At 43.9% G+C, this 20003-nt stretch carries 19 protein-coding genes; 12 read left to right on the forward strand and 7 right to left on the reverse strand.

Annotated features, from left to right (window positions below; translation table 11 throughout):
• Positions 1 to 140 precede the first annotated feature (140 nt).
• Positions 141 to 1970 (forward strand): ABC transporter ATP-binding protein, encoded by a 1830-nt coding sequence (locus tag ND16A_RS02830; RefSeq protein ID WP_033078924.1) that lies wholly within the window; start codon positions 141 to 143, stop codon positions 1968 to 1970.
• Between the two features lie 95 nt (positions 1971 to 2065).
• On the opposite strand, the gene ND16A_RS02825 is transcribed toward ND16A_RS02830, so the two are convergent.
• Genes ND16A_RS02825 through ND16A_RS02815 form a run of 3 tightly spaced genes read right to left on the reverse strand, consistent with a single transcriptional unit; the run spans position 2066 to position 7573 of the window.
• Positions 2066 to 5200: an efflux RND transporter permease subunit gene (locus ND16A_RS02825; protein ID WP_033078925.1), complete on the reverse strand. Its 3135-nt coding sequence runs from the start codon at positions 5198 to 5200 to the stop codon at positions 2066 to 2068.
• A gap of 10 nt (positions 5201 to 5210) precedes the next feature.
• On the reverse strand, positions 5211 to 6236 hold the full coding sequence (locus ND16A_RS02820; protein WP_052073277.1) for an efflux RND transporter periplasmic adaptor subunit: 1026 nt from the start codon (positions 6234 to 6236) through the stop codon (positions 5211 to 5213).
• Positions 6233 to 7573 carry a TolC family protein gene (locus tag ND16A_RS02815; RefSeq protein ID WP_033078926.1) on the reverse strand — a complete coding sequence of 447 codons (1341 nt, stop codon included), beginning with the start codon at positions 7571 to 7573 and terminating at the stop codon, positions 6233 to 6235. Before ND16A_RS02815 ends, ND16A_RS02820 begins: the two co-directional genes overlap by 4 nt.
• Positions 7574 to 7902: 329 nt before the next feature.
• On the opposite strand from ND16A_RS02815, the gene ND16A_RS02810 reads away from it, so the two are divergent.
• From ND16A_RS02810 to efpL, 5 genes are all read left to right on the forward strand, one after another.
• A complete protein-coding gene (locus tag ND16A_RS02810) occupies positions 7903 to 8301 on the forward strand; it encodes a MerR family transcriptional regulator (RefSeq protein WP_033078927.1) in 399 nt (132 codons plus the stop codon).
• Positions 8302 to 8479: 178 nt separating this feature from the next.
• On the forward strand, positions 8480 to 9094 hold the full coding sequence (locus ND16A_RS02805) for a cytochrome c oxidase subunit 3 family protein (RefSeq protein ID WP_033078928.1): 615 nt from the start codon (positions 8480 to 8482) through the stop codon (positions 9092 to 9094).
• A 23-nt stretch (positions 9095 to 9117) separates the two neighbouring features.
• On the forward strand, positions 9118 to 9363 hold the full coding sequence (locus ND16A_RS02800; RefSeq protein WP_081945672.1) for a cytochrome C oxidase subunit IV family protein: 246 nt from the start codon (positions 9118 to 9120) through the stop codon (positions 9361 to 9363).
• Between the two features lie 270 nt (positions 9364 to 9633).
• Entirely contained in the window at positions 9634 to 11022 is a 1389-nt protein-coding gene (locus ND16A_RS02795; protein ID WP_033078930.1) for a hypothetical protein, read from the forward strand.
• A 111-nt stretch (positions 11023 to 11133) separates the two neighbouring features.
• Positions 11134 to 11700, forward strand: coding sequence for an elongation factor P-like protein EfpL (efpL, locus tag ND16A_RS02790; protein ID WP_033078931.1), 567 nt, complete (start codon positions 11134 to 11136; stop codon positions 11698 to 11700).
• A 155-nt stretch (positions 11701 to 11855) separates the two neighbouring features.
• Here efpL and ND16A_RS02785 read toward each other — a convergent pair whose 3' ends face one another.
• Positions 11856 to 12755 (reverse strand): LysR family transcriptional regulator ArgP, encoded by a 900-nt coding sequence (locus ND16A_RS02785; protein ID WP_033078932.1) that lies wholly within the window; start codon positions 12753 to 12755, stop codon positions 11856 to 11858.
• A 230-nt stretch (positions 12756 to 12985) separates the two neighbouring features.
• Here ND16A_RS02785 and ND16A_RS02780 point away from each other — a divergent pair, with 230 nt between their 5' ends.
• A complete protein-coding gene (locus ND16A_RS02780) occupies positions 12986 to 13606 on the forward strand; it encodes a LysE/ArgO family amino acid transporter (protein ID WP_235282218.1) in 621 nt (206 codons plus the stop codon).
• A 260-nt stretch (positions 13607 to 13866) separates the two neighbouring features.
• Here the strand turns inward: ND16A_RS02780 and ND16A_RS02775 are convergent, their stop codons facing one another.
• The gene (locus tag ND16A_RS02775; RefSeq protein WP_033078933.1) at positions 13867 to 14418 is read right to left on the reverse strand and encodes an NADPH-dependent FMN reductase; all 552 of its coding nucleotides are present in this window, start codon (positions 14416 to 14418) and stop codon (positions 13867 to 13869) included.
• A 182-nt stretch (positions 14419 to 14600) separates the two neighbouring features.
• On the opposite strand from ND16A_RS02775, the gene ND16A_RS02770 reads away from it, so the two are divergent.
• The 5 genes from ND16A_RS02770 (at position 14601) to ND16A_RS02750 (ending at position 18442) form a co-directional block, all read left to right on the forward strand.
• The gene (locus ND16A_RS02770) at positions 14601 to 14945 is read left to right on the forward strand and encodes a HopJ type III effector protein (RefSeq protein ID WP_033078934.1); all 345 of its coding nucleotides are present in this window, start codon (positions 14601 to 14603) and stop codon (positions 14943 to 14945) included.
• A gap of 76 nt (positions 14946 to 15021) precedes the next feature.
• On the forward strand, positions 15022 to 15927 hold the full coding sequence (locus ND16A_RS02765; protein ID WP_052073278.1) for a MipA/OmpV family protein: 906 nt from the start codon (positions 15022 to 15024) through the stop codon (positions 15925 to 15927).
• Positions 15928 to 16079: 152 nt separating this feature from the next.
• A complete protein-coding gene (locus tag ND16A_RS02760) occupies positions 16080 to 16982 on the forward strand; it encodes an alpha/beta fold hydrolase (RefSeq protein ID WP_235282221.1) in 903 nt (300 codons plus the stop codon).
• Positions 16983 to 17066: 84 nt separating this feature from the next.
• Positions 17067 to 17495, forward strand: a complete 429-nt coding sequence (locus tag ND16A_RS02755; protein ID WP_033078936.1) for an acyl-CoA thioesterase — start codon at positions 17067 to 17069, stop codon at positions 17493 to 17495.
• Positions 17496 to 17545: 50 nt separating this feature from the next.
• Entirely contained in the window at positions 17546 to 18442 is an 897-nt protein-coding gene (locus tag ND16A_RS02750; protein WP_081945673.1) for a mechanosensitive ion channel family protein, read from the forward strand.
• 32 nt (positions 18443 to 18474) lie between these two features.
• Here ND16A_RS02750 and rlmF read toward each other — a convergent pair whose 3' ends face one another.
• Together rlmF and ND16A_RS02740 are read right to left on the reverse strand one after the other, a co-directional pair.
• Entirely contained in the window at positions 18475 to 19446 is a 972-nt protein-coding gene (gene rlmF / locus ND16A_RS02745) for a 23S rRNA (adenine(1618)-N(6))-methyltransferase RlmF (RefSeq protein WP_052073279.1), read from the reverse strand.
• The gene (locus ND16A_RS02740) at positions 19433 to 19903 is read right to left on the reverse strand and encodes a DUF2947 domain-containing protein (protein WP_033078937.1); all 471 of its coding nucleotides are present in this window, start codon (positions 19901 to 19903) and stop codon (positions 19433 to 19435) included. The genes rlmF and ND16A_RS02740 overlap by 14 nt, the downstream gene beginning before the upstream one ends.
• Positions 19904 to 20003: the final 100 nt, after the last annotated feature.

The following is a 20003-nucleotide window of genomic DNA, read 5'->3' on the forward strand; positions in this document are numbered from 1 at the left end:
GCTGGTAAGCGAGCTGCGTTGCCAGCAATTATTCACCTGTATATCCACTAAATAAAACTTCACTGTGCATTGATTATTCCTATATGATTAATCTTCTGGTAAATAAAATGTTAACCCCATACTAGCCACTGAGTAAATTCATGTTTAAACGATTCGAATCCTGGGTATCTGCCTTACCCCCGGAAGATCCTCTGCAACCCCCTAAAGGCGTTTACGCTTTTTGTCGCCATTATACTCGGGGTTTTGAACTGCCTTTAATTCTGATGTCAATTTTAACCGCGATGTTAGCGGTGCTGGAAGTGTCATTATTTGGTTTTATGGGGGAGTTGGTCGATTTATTGGTGAATAATAACCCGGAGACCTTATTTGAAGCTCATGGCATGCGTTTATTGGGGATGACGGTGTTGGTGTTAGTGCTGATCCCGGCACTGGTGTTATTGCATGCACTCATTGTTTATCAAGGCTTGCTTGGCAATTACCCAATGTCGATCCGCTGGTTGGCACATCGTTATTTGCTGAAACAAAGTGTGTCGTTTTATCAAAACGACTTTGCTGGCCGAATTGCCACCAAAGTGATGCAAACCTCACTGGCGGTGCGGGAAACGGTAACTAAATTACTCGATGTTTTAGTGTATATTCTCGTTTATTTTACCTCTATGGTGGTAATGATTGGCAAGGTCGATATTCGTTTGATGATACCGATGTTAATCTGGCTGGCTGGCTATGTTGCTATCCAGGTGAAATTTTTACCGAACCTTAAAAAGGTTTCTACTGAACAAGCCAATGCACGCTCGGGCATGGTGGGTAGGGTCGTTGATAGTTACACCAATATCGAAACGGTAAAGCTATTCTCGCATACGAAAAAAGAAGCCGACTATGCTAAGCAAAGCATGGAAACCTTTTTACAAACCGTTTATAAACAAATGCGGCTGGTAACGGGCATTAATGTCAGCGTGCAAATCATCAACTATATACTCGCCTTCACTATTGCCGCAGTGTCTATTTGGCTATGGAGTGAAAATGCTGTCACCGTAGGCTCTATTGCCATCGCGATAAGTTTAGCCCTGCGTTTAAACGGTATGTCGCAGTGGATAATGTGGGAGATCAGCTCGTTATTTGAAAATATCGGCACCGTTGCTGATGGCATTAATACCTTGTCTAAACCTACTGAAATTCAAGATGTAAAAGATGCAAAACCAATAAAGGTTAGCGAAGGCGCGATTGATTTCAATCAGGTTAGCTTTCATTATGGGGAAAATACCGGGGTAATTGAACAGCTTAACTTACATATAAAGGCTGGCGAAAAAGTCGGATTGGTTGGCCGCTCAGGTGCTGGAAAATCAACTCTGGTAAATTTACTGATGCGCTTTTATGACGTTGAACAAGGCACCATTAAAATAGACGAACAAGACATTACCCAGGTGCAACAAGATTCACTGCGTGAGCACATCGGCATGGTGACTCAGGATACCTCGCTATTGCATCGCTCGATTCGAGAAAATATTTTATATGGCAATCCAGACGCCAGTAACGAGCAATTACAAGCGGCCATTAAAAGCGCACAAGCTGCTGAATTTATTGATACCCTTACCGATCCCGATGGTAATCATGGCTTAAACGCGCAAGTTGGCGAACGCGGCGTAAAACTTTCAGGCGGCCAAAGGCAACGTATTGCCATTGCTCGGGTATTACTGAAAAATGCCCCTATTTTATTACTTGATGAAGCAACGTCCGCTCTGGATTCAGAAGTGGAAGCGGCGATTCAAGAAAGTCTTTATCAATTAATGCAAGGCAAAACGGTTATTGCCATCGCGCATCGGTTATCAACGATTGCCGCGATGGACCGGCTGATTGTTTTGGATCAAGGGAACATTGTTGAACAAGGCACTCATCAACAGTTAATTAAATCCTCTGGCATTTATGCGCAATTGTGGGCTCATCAAACGGGCGGCTTCTTAGGCGTTGATTAGCGCTTAATACGAAGCCAGAATGAAGGAAAAAGTTACCTGCACCATTACAGGTAACTTTGTGGATTTAACTGATGAGGGTGTACCAGTATTCGTTACTAACCTTGTCGAAGTGCATTGTCTTTAACAAAACTGCGCGCATGCACAAGTCGATAAAGGATGGGTAACACCAGCAGGGTCAACAATGTTGAGGAGATGATGCCACCAATCACCACTGTGGCAAGTGGCCGTTGCACTTCGGCACCGGTGCCAACATTGAGTGCCATCGGCACAAAACCTAAGCCGGCGACTAAGGCGGTCATCAATACGGGCCTCAGTCTAATCATCGCACCGTCAATAATGGCGGAGATAAGTTCGCCTCGCTCTTTGCACAAGTCGCGAATAAAGGCCAGCATCACTAAGCCGTTTAACACCGCCACACCTGAGAGCGCAATAAAGCCCACACCGGCAGAAATTGATAACGGCATATCGCGTAACCACAGGGAGATCACGCCACCGGTTAATGCCAAAGGAATGCCGGTGAAGATGATCAACGCATCTTTCACTGAGCTAAATGCCATCACTAACAGGCCGAGTATCAACGCCAGCGTTAATGGAATGACAATGGATAAGCGCTGGCTTGCCGATTCGAGTTGCTCAAAGGTACCGCCGTATTCTAACCAGTAGCCGGCAGGGAGTTTCACTTGTTGGTTAATTATCGACTTGGTTTGGGCAACAAAAGTGCCCAAATCTTTGCCGCGCACGTTGGCAGTAACCACAATGCGGCGTTTGCCGTTTTCACGGCTGATTTGGTTTGGTGCTGGGGCAATATCAAGTGTCGCTACTTCCGATAATGGCACGTATCCACCAGAAGATAATAATATTGGTAGCTCACTGAGTCTATGTACATCTTGGCGAATAGGCTCAGGTAATCGAACCACCATGTTAAAGCGGCGGTCGCCTTCAAATATCATGCCCGCCGTTTCCCCACCGATGGCGGCGGCAACCGTTTGTTGTAATTGCGCGACGTTTAAGCCGTAGCGGGCAATGGCACTGCGTTTTGGCAGTATCGATAACATTGGCAAGCCGGTTACTTGTTCCACTTGAATATCGGCGGCGCCGTCTATGGTTTCAAGCACTTCCCTTATCGCATTGGCCGAAGTTAATAACTGTTCAAGATCATCACCGATAACTTTAATGCCTAAGTCGGCTCTCACCCCGGAGATCAGTTCATTAAAACGCATCTCGATTGGCTGGGTTAACTCAAAGTTGTTGCCCGGCTGTCCTGACACGGCGGCAACAATTTCTGCGGCCAGCTCAGCATGGGTCATACTCGGCGCAGGCCACTGATGTCGAGGTTTTAGCATGATAAAGGTATCGGCAATATTCGGCGGCATAGGATCGTTAGCAACTTCGGGCGTACCGATTTTAGAAAAGATATTTTTCACTTGTGGAAAACCCTTAATGCTATCTTCCAGCGCCTTTTGCATGGTCACCGACTGATCTAAACCGGTACCCGGTATACGAATGGCTTGTAATAAAATGTCTTCTTCATTCAATTGCGGTACAAATTCAGAGCCTAAGGTTGTGGCTAACCACATCGAAAATGCCACCAATCCAACAGCGGCAGATAACACCAACCAATGGATTTTCATCGCCGCAATTAGCACCGGTTTGTATAACGACTTCGCCGCGCTGATCACCCGGCTTTCTTTTTCGCTGATATCGCCGGTCATAAACAAGGCGATGGCGGCGGGAACCAAGGTTAATGACAGTACCAGCGCCGATAATAAGGCGATAACCACAGTCGCTGCCATTGGATGAAACATTTTGCCTTCAACGCCGGTTAAGCTGAACAATGGAATGTACACCACAGTGATGATGATGACGCCAAATAAACTCGGCCGGATCACTTCATTGGTAGCTTGAAAAACCGTATGCAGTCGCTCATTTCTGTCAAGGCGGCTGCCTTTATGGCGTTGTGCCTGAGCCATCCTTCTGATTGAGTTTTCAACGATGATAACCGCACCATCAACAATTAAGCCAAAATCTAACGCCCCCAAACTCATCAGGTTTGCCGACACTCCAGCTTGTACCATACCGGTGATGGTTGCCAGCATGGTTAACGGGATCACGGCGGCAGTAATTAATGCCGCCCTGACATTGCCCAATAATAAAAACAGCACGGCAATAACCAGCAACGCGCCTTCGGTCAGGTTTTTTTGTACCGTGGCAATCGCTTTATCGACTAAGGTGGTGCGGTCATATACCGCTTTGACGATAATGCCTTTTGGCAGAGAGGCTTTCACCTGTTCCAGTTTTTTAGCAACCGCAAGCGCCACCGTTCGGGAGTTTTCTCCCACTAGCATCATCGCACTGCCCAATACGGTTTCTTTGCCATCACGGGTTGCAGCACCGGTGCGTAATCCTTTACCAATAGCCACATCGCTAACGTCGTTAATGGTGATTGGTACACTGTTGATGTGTTTGACCACCACTTGCTCAATGTCAGTAATGGTTTTCAGTTGTCCAGGTGAACGTACGGTAAGTTGTTGGCCGTTGGTTTCAATGTAGCCCGCACCGCGGTTGCTATTATTGTTGTTTAGCCCGCGAGTGATGTCGAACAAACTAATGCCAAATTGCAGCATTTTCCGAGGCGACGGGGTGATGTGATACTGTTTATCATACCCCCCTATGGTATTGATCTCGGTCACGCCTTTTACTAAGGCAAGTTGTGGCTTGATGATCCAATCTTGTATTTCCCGCAAGGCCGTTGCGTCATAGGCGAGACCATTGGCTTGTGCAGCATCAGGGGCCGCTTCAATGGTATACATGAATATTTCCCCCAAACCGGTGGAAATAGGCCCCATTTCCGGCTCAAGATCTGCCGGCAACTTTCTGCTGATTGCATTTAACCGCTCATTAATCAGATTGCGGGCAAAATATAAATCGGTGCCTTCATTAAACACGACAGTAACTTGCGACAAACCATAGCGCGAGAGTGAACGGGTGTAGGCTAAATTGGGCAGGCCGGTTAATGCCGTTTCAACCGGGTAGGTGATCCTTTGCTCGGTTTCTAGCGGCGAGTAGCCGGTTGCTCGGGTGTTAATTTGTACTTGCACATTGGTCACATCAGGCACGGCATCTATCGGCAGCTTATGGTAACTCCAATAACCAAGACCAATAAGTAACAGCGTTAATGACATCATGAGCCAGCGCCTGGCGATAGACAGGCGCAAAATTGATTCGATCATCTTCTATCCCTTAATGATGGTGCGCGGCACTGGATTTACCCAGGTCGGCTTTCAGTAAATAGCTGTTTTGCACGGCATATTGCTCGCCCGGTAGCAAACCCGAAAGCACCTGAGAAAAGCTGCCATCGGTTTGCCCCAATGCTATTTCTCTGCTTTCAAAGCCATGCTCATTTTTGACAAATATCACTCGCTCATTGTCGATGAGTTGAATGGCACGATTGTCCACAACCAATGGCACTGGCATATGATTTACTACCACCGAGCCGGAGAGTAACAAACCCGGCGAAAATTGGTTTAGTTCGTTATTTAACGGCACTCTGGCAATCATGAAAGGCGATGCGGTATTACTGGCAATAAGGTGTTTTATCTGCGAGTTTGCCTGTAGGTGTTCGCTTAAAATGGTAACTTGCTGGCCCGTTGTAACTTGTTGCGCCTGAGATGGAAAAATTTGATATTCAACCCATAGCTGTTGGTAATTGGCAATGCTGAGTAAAGCTTGTTCATTGGCCAACTCTCCAGGATTGGCATTACGCTGTGTTACTACACCGGAGGTAGGCGAGGTAATGCGATAACGCATTAAACTGTTGTTCGATTCAACTTCGGCGACCATATCACCGGCGACAACCGTATCACCAATATTGACGGATAACTTGGTGATAATGCCGGGAAAGCGTGCTCGAACCTGGCTGTTAGCACTTGCTTCGGCCACGACTTTGCCATATACCGTGATGGTTTGTTTTATTTCACCCTTTGCTGCCGTTTTTGAAACAATACCGGCTTGCATTGCCTGATCAGCAGAGATTTCAATATGTCCTTGTTCTGCATGTTCATCACCGTGCTCGTCAGCATGTTCATCGCCATGCTGATCGTTATGCTTATCATTAGGCTGCGCTATGTGCTCATCATTCTGCTCTGAGTGTTGAGCGTGTTTATCTTCATTGCTGGCACTGGCGCTTAACGTAACGGTTAAAGTGCTGCAAAAGATCAATGTTGTTAAGGTTTTGGCTAAGCTTTTGGTTTGAGTAATGGCATTCATGGTGCAATTCCTGGAAATGTGGTGTTCGAGCTATGTTGTGATGCCGGTAAAGGCTCGGCGATGAGTTCTTCAATGTCGGTGCCGAATTGTAAAGCCGCTGCGGCGGAGTCGATCATTGCGCGGCGGGCAAACAGTAACTCTTGTCTTACCGTTAAATAATCCAGATAGCTATAGAGCCCTTGCTGATAGGCAAGTTGTGTTTCTGCCAGCGCATCTGTCAGCGTCGGGATAATGCTGTCTTTTAAACTGTTGACGGTGAAAATGGCTTGTTTTCTATTGGCAAAGGCGCGATATAACTGGCGATGCAATTTGACTAAGCTTGCTGCTTTTCTGGCGACTACTTCATCACGAGCGGCCTGTGCCGTAATGATGGCGCCGGTATTATTTTTTTGAGCAAATAATGGCACACTAAAGCTTGCGGTAAGGGCGGTATCGTCCACCTCTTGCATTTGCTTAATGCCAACGCTCCATTGGATGTCGGTAGCCGAGTTGCTACGAGCTAAACGCAATTCCGCATCTTTTAGGCGCTGCTCGGTGGCAAACGCCAAAACAGCCGGGTTTTGTTTGGCTTTGGCAAACAGAGTCGTAAAGGCAACATCTTCGGAAAAGTGAAACAAATTGCCGTCAACCTGAGCAAATGTAGGTGTGGTTTCGTTCCACAGCAGAGTTAATGCGACTTTAGAATATTCGAAACGTTGTTGCTCAGCAGATAAGGTCAAACGAGTATTGCCTAACGCAGCCATCGCCCGCTTAACTTCTGCTTTCGGGCTGTTCCCCGCTTTTGCCCGCTTTTCAACTTCTGCTAACGTATCTTCCGCTAACTGGCTGGCTTCTTTCGCTAATGCCACACGCTCTTGTGCAGCAAGCACGTCAATGTATCGCCGCGTGACTTGTGCAAGTAATGTTAGCGCCTGAATTTTACGTTCCGCCGCGAGTAACAAACTGCGGTTTTGCACTACGCCAACACGTGCTGCGCGTTTATCACCGATCTCAATAATGGACGATATCGATACGGTAAACTCGCTACTGTCGAGGGCACCTAAGTCGCCGGTGCCGGCAAAGTTTTCAATTTCAAAACCCAATTCATAACCGGGAGTTAAATTTTGCGTTTGTTGTTGGCCGGCAAGTGCGGCCTGGCGAAACTTGAACACTTGCAACGCCGGATTTTGTTGCAGCGTGCGTTTAATTGCCGCAGATAACGTTAGCTCATCAGTTGAGCTATTATCTTGGGCAATGAGTTGCGGACTGAGCAGCAAGGTGCCCAACAGAAGCAGGCAGCTGGGCGCCAGTCCTGATTGCGGTGCCTGCTTATTTGCGGCACGAATATTAAAAAACATTATTTTTCCTAAAATAAATAACGCGAGAATGAATTCCCGCCAACCAGGGCTAACTTCGCCCAAATAATGGTTGGCGGGGGTTTAACCTCGCGTAATTACCGCCGCGCGGTAAAACCTAGGGCTAACTAGGCTCTAATGCGAGAGTAAATTCCCGCCAACCTTAGGTTAACTGAAACTATTTGGTTGAATTCTTGGTTTCATCGCGGCACTATAAACCTTACAGTTACAGTAAGGTCAAGTGTAGTGCTCATGGCTTTGACAAAAGTGCTTCGAAAAAGGCACTTATAACAGCGCTCGGTAAAGTTAGGTGAGTAAAATTGTGAGAAAATATGATGAAGATAAGTCAGCTAGCTAAATTAACCCATTTACCCAGTAAAACCATTCGCTATTATGAAGAGATTGGCCTGGTGCCGAAAGCGTTACGAAATGACAACGGCTATCGCGAATATCGTGCTGATGATGTAGAACGTTTGGTGTTTGTCAGGCGTTGCCGTGAATTGCAAATACCCATTGAGCAAATTAAGATCTTGATAGCGGTACAAGCGGATAAAAAATCATCGTGTAAAGAGGTCGACTCACTCATTGAGCAACAACTTGAGAAAGTGCGTAAAACCATCGCGGAATTGACCCTGCTGGAGCAAACCCTGCATCAGTTGGCAACATCATGCCCCAATGAAATTGTTGGTGAATGTGAGATATTGAAAAGATTACAGCAAGAGGGCAACTAGAAAGATTCCCCTGCCAATTGAAAACTAAATACACAGTTTGTAAAAGCCAATTTCGAACCTCAATAAAAATCCAAACGGTAGCAACCATCCTAATTGCTCTTGATCTATATTTTTTGGCCAAGATCAATGTTCGCTGAGCAGAAATTCATTACTATGCGTTTTTAACCTGGAGTGATGAATGTCTAGCCCTGTAGTGTCAAATTTAGCTGTTTCCGATATTGTTGAACAGCCTGTGCGCGAGCAAAAATTGCCTGGTGATTTGGCGATGTGGTTTTTCATCTTGATGGAACTCACCGTTTTTGCCATTTTCTTTATTGGCTTTGCCATCACCCAACGCCTTCAACCTGAGATGTTTAGCGAGGGTAGAGCAACCTTGAGTGCGGCGGTTGGCTTATTTTGTACCTTATCGTTGATTATCAGCAGTTACTTTGTCGCTCGGTCGGTTGAGGCGGTAAAGCGGGGTAATAATTTTAGTGCAAAACGACAGCTTGTTTTTGCCTTGCTGACCGCAAGTATTTACGTAGTATTGAAAATAACCGAGTATTCTGCTTTGCTAGAGCTTGGTTTTGATATCTCAACCAACACCTTTTACACCCTGTATTTCTTTATTACCGGCTTTCATTTTATGCACGTGTTATTGGGGATGATCATATTGGCTTATATGGCAAAAAGAGCCAATAATAATGCTTATCAGCCGAGTGATTGTAGCGGCTATGAAGCTGGCGCCTCGTACTGGCATATGGTCGATTTGGTGTGGATCATTGTGTTTTTTCTTATCTATATTATCCACTAACTTAACCGGGCTATCAGATCAACATGATTAATATACACTTTTCAGCAGTTATCTTAGTGCTGCTCACACTGGTCAGCACCATGCTGGCTCAGTCTACGACTCCAATTGGCGTGTTGGCCTTTTTAGTGACCTTGTCTGTAGTGGTGAAAGGCCAGCAGATCATCGACGTATTTATGGAATTAAATACCGCACCGGCTAAATGGCGCTGGTTGTTATTAAGTTATGTTATTTTGGTGCCATTGATATTGGCCGCCATCATCTATTTTTAACGGGTTTAACGAAATAATTAAAAGTGAAAAATGAAATTTTAAATAGCAAAAAAGCTAAAATTGACAGATACTTAAGGAGTCTATAAAACATTTATACCCGTCACCATTCAAAGAAGCGCTTGAGTAATCCCACTTCTTCGTTGCATCTATTTGTAAGGGAATGACCATTACTGTATAGATGCGCCTTGAATCGGAATTACTCAAGTGCTCTGAAACCTGCATCTTGAATGGCGACGGGTATAAGCAACAATCAGGGAGCGCATTTAACCGGTGAAAAAAATTAGCATAAGCCAAGATGAAAATCTGTCATTTAAGCTAAGCCATCAACTCGCATTACATGAATATCAACACATAGATTTGTATTTTTCCATTCCTGATGACATGGGCATCAGCGCAAAAACGCTGAGTGAAGAAAATTACTTTCACTCTAGCATTAAAAGTTACAGTTCTTATTATTCTGAACAGGTGCATTTGCCTTTGGTCAGAAGTCGATTTATCAGTCAGCAAAAAGGTGAGCAAAGCGATTATCGCAGCAACTTAAATCTATTTTGTCATCAATTTCGCGTGGCCCTGGATACGGATGTAAAACAAACGATTAAAATTGACGATGTGGAGGCGTTTTATCAAACCGCGAATGAGCTCAGTGAGCAAACGCAAAATTTGCTGAAAAAATTACGTCGTTATACCCCGCCAGATCAAAAGCTGAGCTCTTATTTTGAAAATGTGGACAATTACCTAAGCTGGCACACCGAGCAATCCTTTTTAAAACTGTTAGCCAAAGGCCCGAAAGCCAGTGAGCAAAGCGAACAGCGAGAAGTGTTATTTGAATTGTGCCGACAAGAGTGTGAGTATCGCTCCAGCAATCAATATAACTCGAAAATCACCCTCGATGATCCTAATCGCATCACCAATAAAATGCGTTTATTGCAACGCTTAAGTGATATTGGCGTAGTCTTTAAGCGGCAAACGAAAAACTTGAATGCCAATTTGAAACGTTCTGTCCGTGGTGCCATTACCGCCATTATCATGGCATTTGTGATGACCATTGTGCTTAATGCTCGCTCCGCGTTTGCCGAAATCACCGTCGTTTTAATTGCTACCTTAGGCTTGATTTATGGCATCCGGGAAACCTTTAAAGACGAATTAAACCATTATGTGTGGCGCAAAATTCAACACGGCAGGCCGAAATGGCTGCACTTATTCAGCAATAGTTTAACCAAAAGTAAAATTTGTACGCAGACCATCTGGCTTGAATACATCAAAAGCAAGGACTTACCCGACAACGTCGATAAGCTATTGCAAAAGCGTGGTAAGCAAAATAAACAAGCTGCCCATTTATTGCATTTTCGTTGCGACTCCAGGGTATTGGCCAGTGAATTTATGCCCGGCTTTGAAGAAATCCAAAATCGGATTTTTTTTAATTTAACGCCATTTGTGCGCTACTTGAAAAAAGGCGAAGGTCGCTTATACGCCCATGATGGCAGTAAAATTTCGCATCAGGCGGTGGAAAGGCGTTATCAAATAACTGTGATCCTGGTGCAAACCAACAAGCTCAAACAAGAGTATTTACAACGTTTTAAAATTACCATGAACCGCTCTAAAATCATCAATATTGAGCCGTTGAAGTCGACCCAAAACTTTGTTAGCTCCGAGGCGTAAATTAGCGAAAGCAGTTATCAGCTGAAAAGCAGGCAAATCTATATTTTTGCCTTTGCTTAACCTGCCGTTCGTGCTACTTTCACAGCATAGTTTTAAAAAGGAAAATTTATTATGCCAAAGGCAAGTGATATTAAAAAAAATGCAGCTATTGAATACAACAATAGCGTTTATATTGTCAGAGATATCGAACGTTCGGTACCGCAAGGACGTGCCGGAGGTAGCTTATATCGTATGCGCATGTATGACGTTGTCACAGGCAACAAAGTTGACGAAACGTTCAAAGATAGCGATATGTTAACGTTAGGCGATTTAAGTCGCCAGCAAGTGATGTTTTCCTACGTTGATGGTGATGAATATGTGTTCATGGATAACGAAGATTACACGCCGTATCACTTAAATAAAGACACGATCAGTGATGAAGTACAATTTATCAATGAAGAAACCGAAGGTTTAGTGATGTTAATGGTTGATGGTTCACCGGTTGGTGTTGATTTACCGGCAACCGTTGATTTAGTTATCACCGAAACTGACCCGTCGATTAAAGGTGGGTCCGCCACCGCCCGTACCAAGCCGGCAATTCTTTCAACCGGATTAACGGTGCAAGTGCCTGAGCATGTTTCTACTGGTGACAAAATTAAAATAAACACTGCTGAGAAGAAATTCGTCAGTCGCGCTTAATTAAATTAAGCAAAAAACAAGTTTAAGGCCAACGATATTTCATTATCGTTGGCCTTTTTGCACATATAAGTGCTTATATTCCCGGGCCATGGAGGAAATGATTGCACTTGGATGTGCTTATACCCGGCAGGCAGCAGGCCTTTTGAGAGTGATTTTTATGCTTGGCTAAAGTGTTGCTCACCATAACGAATAATGGTGTGACTCACCTGCTTTTGAATACCGCGTTCTAATACCCAACTATGCCAGAACAGCGGCTGCTTTAGGTGCTTGTCTGGCGCCAAATCGATTAATGCGCCACTGGCTAGATGTTCATTAGCCTGGGTTGTTGGGATCAAACCATAAGCTAACCCCGCCAGGACCATAGTAACCACTGCCTCAGAAGAGCGAATGCGGTGACAAGGGTAGTCAGCTTTGTTAATGCCAAAGTGCTGTCTTAAGTAATCTTTATGCATAGTATCTCGATGGTCATAATCGATACACGGTGCGATTGCTAAATTACTTTTGTTTAAACCGTCGCTAAAGAATTTTTGCTGAAATTCAGAGCTGGCGCACAGGATATAATTGAGAGTGCCAATCGGTTCCACTTTTACGCCGGCAAAACTCGATTTTTGTGAGCTCACCGCCGCAAATACTTCGCCTTTTTTTAATAACTCCTGGGTATTGGCCTCATTGGTCACCTGAATATTCAGCTCTATTGGGTAGCGCTTTAACAGCGGTGTTAATGCCGGAATAAACCAACTGGCCAGCGTGTCGGCATTAACCGCAATGGTAATGGGCAGGGACGAAGGCGCATCGCAGGGCATGATCTCACGCACCAGATCATATTCCAATTGCCTTATTTTACGAAAATGTGACAGTATTTTTTCGCCGACAGAGGTGGCTTGTAGCGGTTGGCTGCGGATCAACACCGGGTTTGCCACCAGTTGCTCCAGTTGTTTGATTCGTTGTGAAATTGCCGACTGGGTAATGTTCAACACTTGTGCCGCTTTGTCGAAACTTTGCTCATGAATTACCGTATCGAGTGCATGAATGAGTTTGTAATCGAGAGGACGCATAATCACCTTATTAATGATGCTAAATTGTTAATTGATTATCATTAGATAAATTAATAATTATTAAGTTTATTTAATTTTACTAACTATAATCGATTTCTTATCATAGCGCTAATTAACCTGAAAACAGGTTAATAATGCTCGCTGCAGTTGTTTGTAAGTTTTTTTGTTGTTTGCCCGTAGCCCGTTTTGTCGCTCGTCGCCCGCAGCTTTATCTCTCTTAAGGAAAGTTCATGTCTACCATGTCACTCGTACCAATATTTAAAGGCTTTGTTATTGGCGCCGGTTTAATCATCCCCATTGGCGTACAAAATTCATACATTTTAAGTCAAAGTATTAAACGTAATCATCATTTGCTGGCGGCGACTATTTGTATATTGTGTGATTTTATTTTGATGTCACTGGGCGTGTTTGGTGGTGGTGCATTAATTAATAGCAATAGCATGTTAGCTGAGCTTATCACCTGGGGCGGTATCATCTTTTTGACTGTCTATGGACTGATTTTCTTCAAGCAATTTTATCTGGCCAATAACGATGACATGCTTAAAGAAATTAAGCCGAGTACCCGCAAAGCGGTGATCTTTACCACCCTGGCAGTCACCTTGTTAAACCCGCATGCCTATTTAGACACGGTAGTGATTATTGGTAGTATCAGTGGCAAGTTTGCTGACGCCGATAAACTGGCATTCTTATTCGGTACTTTGCTTGCCTCAATTGCCTGGTTTTATGCGTTATCGCTAGGTGCGGCAAGAATGTCACCATGGTTGAGTCAGCGCAAAGTGCAACGTGGTATCAATTTGATTGTGGCTATTTTAATGTGGACCATCGCCTGGTTTTTATTTGCCGGGCTCTAATCAAAGCCAGGCTTACCTCGGGTAAGCTTGGCTTTTTTTTACAAGGATGTACTTATCCAGGGCCGGCAGAACGCCTTTAGAGTGGTATTTTTTAAGCTTCTGGCAACGAGCTACGAGCTGTGTATTTGATGTATTCACTTATAATCTAACAATACCAAATCTGCCCGAAGCCCGAAGCCAATAGCCATTCATTATGGATTGTACTTATCCAGGGCTGGCAGAACGCCTTTTGAGGGTGATTTATTATCGGGGATTACGGTTTAAGCTACAGCAACAGCTATTTGCTCTTCGGTTAATGCACTGACCACATCCATAAGTTGGGCTTTTATTTCATTATTGCTAATGCTTTGCGTTTCCATATCGAAGTTATTGTAAAAACTTGGTAAAGAGAAACTGCCTTTCACATCACCGGCAAAGTATGGCGCAGAGCCTGTTGCTGCGGCTAACACGCTACCCGCACCGCCAGGGCCAGGAGACGTTGCCAGTAAGATCATCGGCTTGTTTTGAAATACCTTTTGATCGATACGCGAGGTCCAGTCAAACAAGTTTTTATAGGCGGCGGTGTAGCTGCCGTTATGTTCGGCAAATGAGATCATGATGGCGTCGCCACTGCCCAATTTATCAAAGAACTGTTGTGCCAGCTCAGGCTTTCCTAACTCGGCTTCACGGTCTTCACTAAATAGCGGTAATTCATAATCATTAATATCAACTACTTCAACTTCGCTGTCTTCGACCAAGTTTGCCGCGTACGTTACCAGGCTCTTGTTTACCGATTTTGAACTGCTTGTTGCTGCCAGGGCGATAATTTTCATAATGATGATCCTCTATTAATAAATAATTTGTCTTCGTTAAACTTGCAGCTATTGTCTGGTTTTTCAAAAATATTTACTAGCGGATAAATTCGAATAAACTGTTCTATTTTTTCGTTTACTCTGCGGGAGCACCCGTTATAATTGATGTTTTTTTAAACATCAATTTTTTAAAAGAGTAAATAATGTCTATTTCAACATTTCTAAGCAAGCTAAACACTAGCCCTGAGAGCATTCAGTTTACCGAGACGATGGCGGTGATCAAGGATAACTACGCTTATACGGCCAGCACGTTCGTTAATGGTGATATTACTAATGAAGCTGGCAGCAATGAAGGGTCTTGTAAAATATTTGCCTTTGCGCAATTAAATCAGTTAACCAAAGCGCAAACCTTGGCATGTTTTGGTGATTATTACCGTCAGGACGTTCTGCCAAACCCAGAAGGCAGTGATCATGCCAATATTCGCAATTTCATCACTCATGGCTGGGCGGGTATTAAGTTTAGCCGAATCGCTTTAACTGTAAACTAAATTAGCTATTGATCAACACTGTGGTTTGGTTAATATGGCGTATCTGTTAATAATAACCCGATAGAAAGTAACCCTGTTGAAAATTATCTGTAAATTTATGCTGATAGCCAAAGTAAAAGCGTTTGTCCGCCAGCCGCTTTTGCTGATTACTTTAATCGGTACTGCGTCTGTATCTCCTTTTTCGGCGGCAAATCAGGGCAGTGCTTTAGGGCTAGATCTTTCACAAGGCAAACCGTTATGGGAAGCAGGGCTGTTCAGTGCGGCATTTCGCGGGCCGATATATCCGGCGTCCGAAGATTATCAAAACAAATTTTTGCCTGTGCCATTTTTTATTTATCGCGGTGATAAAATTCGCATTGGTGACGAGTCGTTGATCAAAGCCATCGCTGTTGAAAAAGAAACCTTTAAGTTAGATGTTTCCTTAGGGGGCGCCTTTAATGCCGATTCCGAAGATTCGAAAATTCGCCAGGGCATGCCCGATTTAGACTTTATGTTTGAAATAGGTCCACAGGCAAGTTTTTTATTGGCAGAGAGTGAGCACAGTGAAACCTGGTTAAATTTGCAACTTCGCTCGGTTTTCTCTACCGATTTCTCTGCTGTTCAGCAACGTGGTTATGTGTTCCAACCAGAAATTTCTTATAAAAAACATGATTTTGTCGTAGCAGACAACACCTTGTTTTTAGCGATTGCACCAACCTTTGCCACGGCCAAAACCCACCAATATTTTTACGATGTCGAGCAAGCCTATGTAAATGACGAGCGAGAATTTTATCAGGCCAACGGCGGTTATTTAGGCAGTAAAGTGACCATTGCCAACCGTTATAGTGTTAACAAACGCTTGATGGTGTTTGCTGGCGTGCAACTGGGCGTGTGGGCTGGTGCGAAAAATGAAGCAAGCCCGTTATTCCAGCAAGACCTTACCTATACCGTAGCGCTGGGGCTGAAATGGAGTATTTTTAGTAGCTCCACTGTAGTCGATTAGCTTCTATCTAACTGCAAAGCAGCGTAACGTCGTTGCCTAATTTATACCACTCAATTAGTTAATGATATCTATTGATGTCTGCATTACTTCGCCGTATATTATCTGGTCATACCACCTTGGTTTGAATTTTACTTAGTAAGGATGCAATCATTTTGATCCAGCAAGAATCACTTTTTATTGAAGATAATGGCCATCAATTACATCTTCGTCATATTCATCAACCGACAACTACCAGTAAGCTTGATGGTGTGCCGGTGTTAATGGTGCATGGGGCGGTGGAGAATGGCCGAATTTTTTATACCGAAAAAGGCAAAGGCTTAGCTTGTTACTTGGCAGAACAAGGCTTTGATGTTTATGTACTCGACTTGCGCGGCCGCGGCAAAAGCACGCCATTGATTAATGCCGAATCGGATTATGGTCAACATGAGGTGATCACCCACGACTTGCCGTTAATCATCGAGCATATATTTACCCTAACCAAGCAGCCGCTGCATTTGATTTCTCACTCTTGGGGGGGAGTTTTAGTGGCGAGCGTGTTGGCCCGACATGCTGAGCTAGTCAATAAGGTGCGCTCTAACATTTGCTTTGGTACGAAACGCTCGATCACCATCAGTGGTATTGAAAAGTACCTGAAGGTGAATCTGTTTTGGAACCGGCTGGCATTGCGAATGGCAAAACGTAAAGGCTATTTAGATGCGAAAAAATACGGGGTTGGCTCAGATAATGAAACACAGAAGTCATTAGCTCACAGTGTCGCCTGGGTAAAACGCGGTCCCTGGCATGATCCGTTCGACGGTTTTGATTATCAATCGGCGGCGAAAAATATTATCTGGCCCCCCACCTGGCATTTAACCGGTATTAACGACTCGGTTTTAGGCAATAAAGTGGACGTAAAACATTTCATCGAGGAAACTGAAAATCGCAATGCCAAATTCACCGTATTATCGAAACGCAACGGCAACGCGGTAGATTATGATCATATCGATATACTGACCCATGCAAAAGCAGTTGATGATCATTTTCCGAAACTTGTTAACTGGTTGCAAAATAAATAAAATAGCCGTTGATACAAAGAGTTAACAGTATTTAGTGGTGAGTGGACTATACTGCTTAGATAACGTTAATGATGAGGAGTCTGTATGCGCTTTCTTTCACGCCGGTTAGTAATGCCCAATGATTTAAATTATGCCAATGCACTTTTTGGGGGCCGGGCGCTGGAGTGGATTGATGAAGAGGCGGCGATGTATGCGATTTGCCAGTTAGGCACCAATTCGCTCGTGACCAAGCACATTGGTGAGATCAGTTTTGAGTCACCGGCATTGCAAGGTGATATTGTTGAATTTGGCTTAGAAATTAAAGCCGTAGGTAAGTCGTCGATCACTGTGTCTTGTTTGGTTCGCAACAAGGCCACAAAAAAAACCATTTGTTTGGCCGATGATATTGTCTTTGTCCAAGTTGACCCGGTAACGCGTTTGCCAATGCCGCATGGCAAGAATATCGAACTATTGAAAACACAAACCGAAGAAGAATTGCAAACACTGAACATGTTAAAATCAGACCAGGGTTAGTTATGTAATTACCCCTCATGACTTGAATAAAAATAACTTGAGATAATGAAATGGCAGAACAGGCAACAGCACAAAGTCCCACAACAGCAAGCAACTACGATGCGGCAAATTTATTGAAAGATGAAATCGATTTAATCAATCAGCTGTACGAAATATCCGTTAACTTTTTTGCCAATTACAGTTTTCAGTTAATTGGTGCCTTCATCATCTTCTTAGTTGGCTATTACATTGCCGGTAAAGTCGCGAAGTGGGTATTATTTCTCTGCGAAAAAAATAAGTTGGATGTAACCTTAAGTCGTTTCATTGCCAATACCACGAAAATGTTGATGGTGGTGTTAATTACCATTATCGCGTTAGGCAAAATAGGGGTCAGTGTGACTCCGTTTATTGCCACTATTGGTGCCTTGTCTCTTGGTGCTGGCTTGGCGTTGCAAGGCTTGTTATCTAATTACGCCGCTGGCTTTAATATTATTATGATCAGGCCATTTGTGGTGGGCGATACCATTACTGTGCAAGGCGTCACTGGGGTAGTAAAAGAAGTGTTGCTTGCTTATACTATTTTATCCGATGAAGATGGTGTGCAAATAACCATTCCTAATAAGCACATCGTTGGTGAAGTGTTGCAAAACTCGCAACAAGACTCGTTATTAGAATTGAGCGTGGGCATTTCCTACGATCATAACCCGGTTGAGGTGGTTAAGATGCTCAGCCCAACAATTAGCGGCTTAACGGTGCTCAGTAAAGATAAAAAACCGCAATTTGGCATTGATGAATTTGCCGATAGTGCCATTGTTTTGGGGATACGGTTATGGGTGCCGACGGAAAACTTATACGCCGCCAAATATCAGGCTTACGAAGAAATTTATCAGGCGCTTGATAACGCCAAGATTAAAATTCCTTATCCGCAAACCGATGTGCATTTATTTAAAACAGAAGAATCAATATAATACTCTAAGCTGAATTTAGAATATCAGATGCATTAAAACCTTTCGTTAACCCAGTGCGCTTTTTGTTCTGGGTTAAGAAAGCTCCAGGCAATAAAACGACTAATTTTTTGCCCTTGTGCCATTTTTACTACTTTAATGTCGGCCACTCCCGCTTTTTTTAACGCCAATTTCAACGGTTTAATGTTGTCCTTTTTAGACAGCAAACTTGTGAACCACAGCACCTGTGTTTGATAATGTTTACTCTCAGTTATCATCTTGCGCACAAATTTAAGCTCACCACCATCACACCACAACTCTGCATTTTGGCCGCCAAAGTTTAATTTGCTTTCACTTTTAATGGCGTTACTTTTGTGTTTATTGAGGTTTTGCCACTTCTGCTGGCTGCCTTTAGTGGCATCATTCATCGATGCATGAAAGGGCGGGTTACATAGGGTTAAAGCAAAGTACTCATTGGCTTTGATAATGCCCTGAAAGGTATGAGTAGGATCACCTTGCAGCCGGCACTCAATATTTTCCGACAAGCCTGAATTGTGACTAAGATTTTCGTTGGCAAATTTTATCGACACTGGATCAATGTCGCTGGCGACAAATTGCCATTGATAACAGCGTTGCGCCAAAATAGGGTAAATACAACTGGCACCGGTACCAATATCGAGTACTCTGACTTTGCCGGGGCGCGGTATTTTATTGCCATTGCTTTGTTTTAATAAATCGGCAAGGTAATGCAGGTAGTCAACTCGGCCAGGAATGGGGGGGCATAAGTAGCCATCAGGTATATCCCAGTGCTGTATTTGATAATGGTGCTTTAGCAATGCCAGATTAAGCGCTTTTACCGCGTCACTATTGGCAAAATCAATGCTGAGATTTTGATATTGATTGGTTGTTACAAACGCCTTTAGGGGCGGATGCGTGCGAACAAGTGCCACCAAATCATAGCCATGATTGTGCCGGTTACGCGGGTGTAACTGTGGTTTTAGCACATTATGGGGGTTATTTTCGGCCAACTTTAAACGTTCCGTTTGATAAAAACTGTACCGCTTCAGGTCGTTTTTTGCCGATCAGTATTGGCCCATCATCCATCATTAAAAAGTTTTTCCAACAACGCTTAAATACTGCCCAGGTAGTTTCGATCACCTGTTTTTTTGAATTGCAGTAATACACGGTAGTGTTATCTTGCCAGCTGAGGTGCTCAAGGATCATGTCCGGCAATGCGTCGGCATCACTTTCCCAGGCCTTTTCCCACATCGCTTTATCACTCCAGCTGGCATCATCAAATGGCCAGTCTCCCTGACTGAAGAAATCGGGGTGATCGACTTGTTTGCTAATAAACTGACTCCATAATGCGCTCGAACGTGCGAGTGACATTGGTTTAATTGCTTTTAAGTCTTGCTCACTGATGGGCAGGTTTTTAAAACGAAAAACCCAGGCATGTTTTAAATCGTCAATGGCGATATAACTCATTAATATATTCTTGTTTGATTAGCGTGCGCCGATTATACCATTTAGATTGTGCTTGCGGTATGCTTAGCGTTATTGAATTAGTTACAGCAATCGCTGAGTC

The organism is Thalassotalea sp. ND16A (assembly GCF_000764205.1).
GTDB lineage: Bacteria > Pseudomonadota > Gammaproteobacteria > Enterobacterales > Alteromonadaceae > Thalassotalea_A.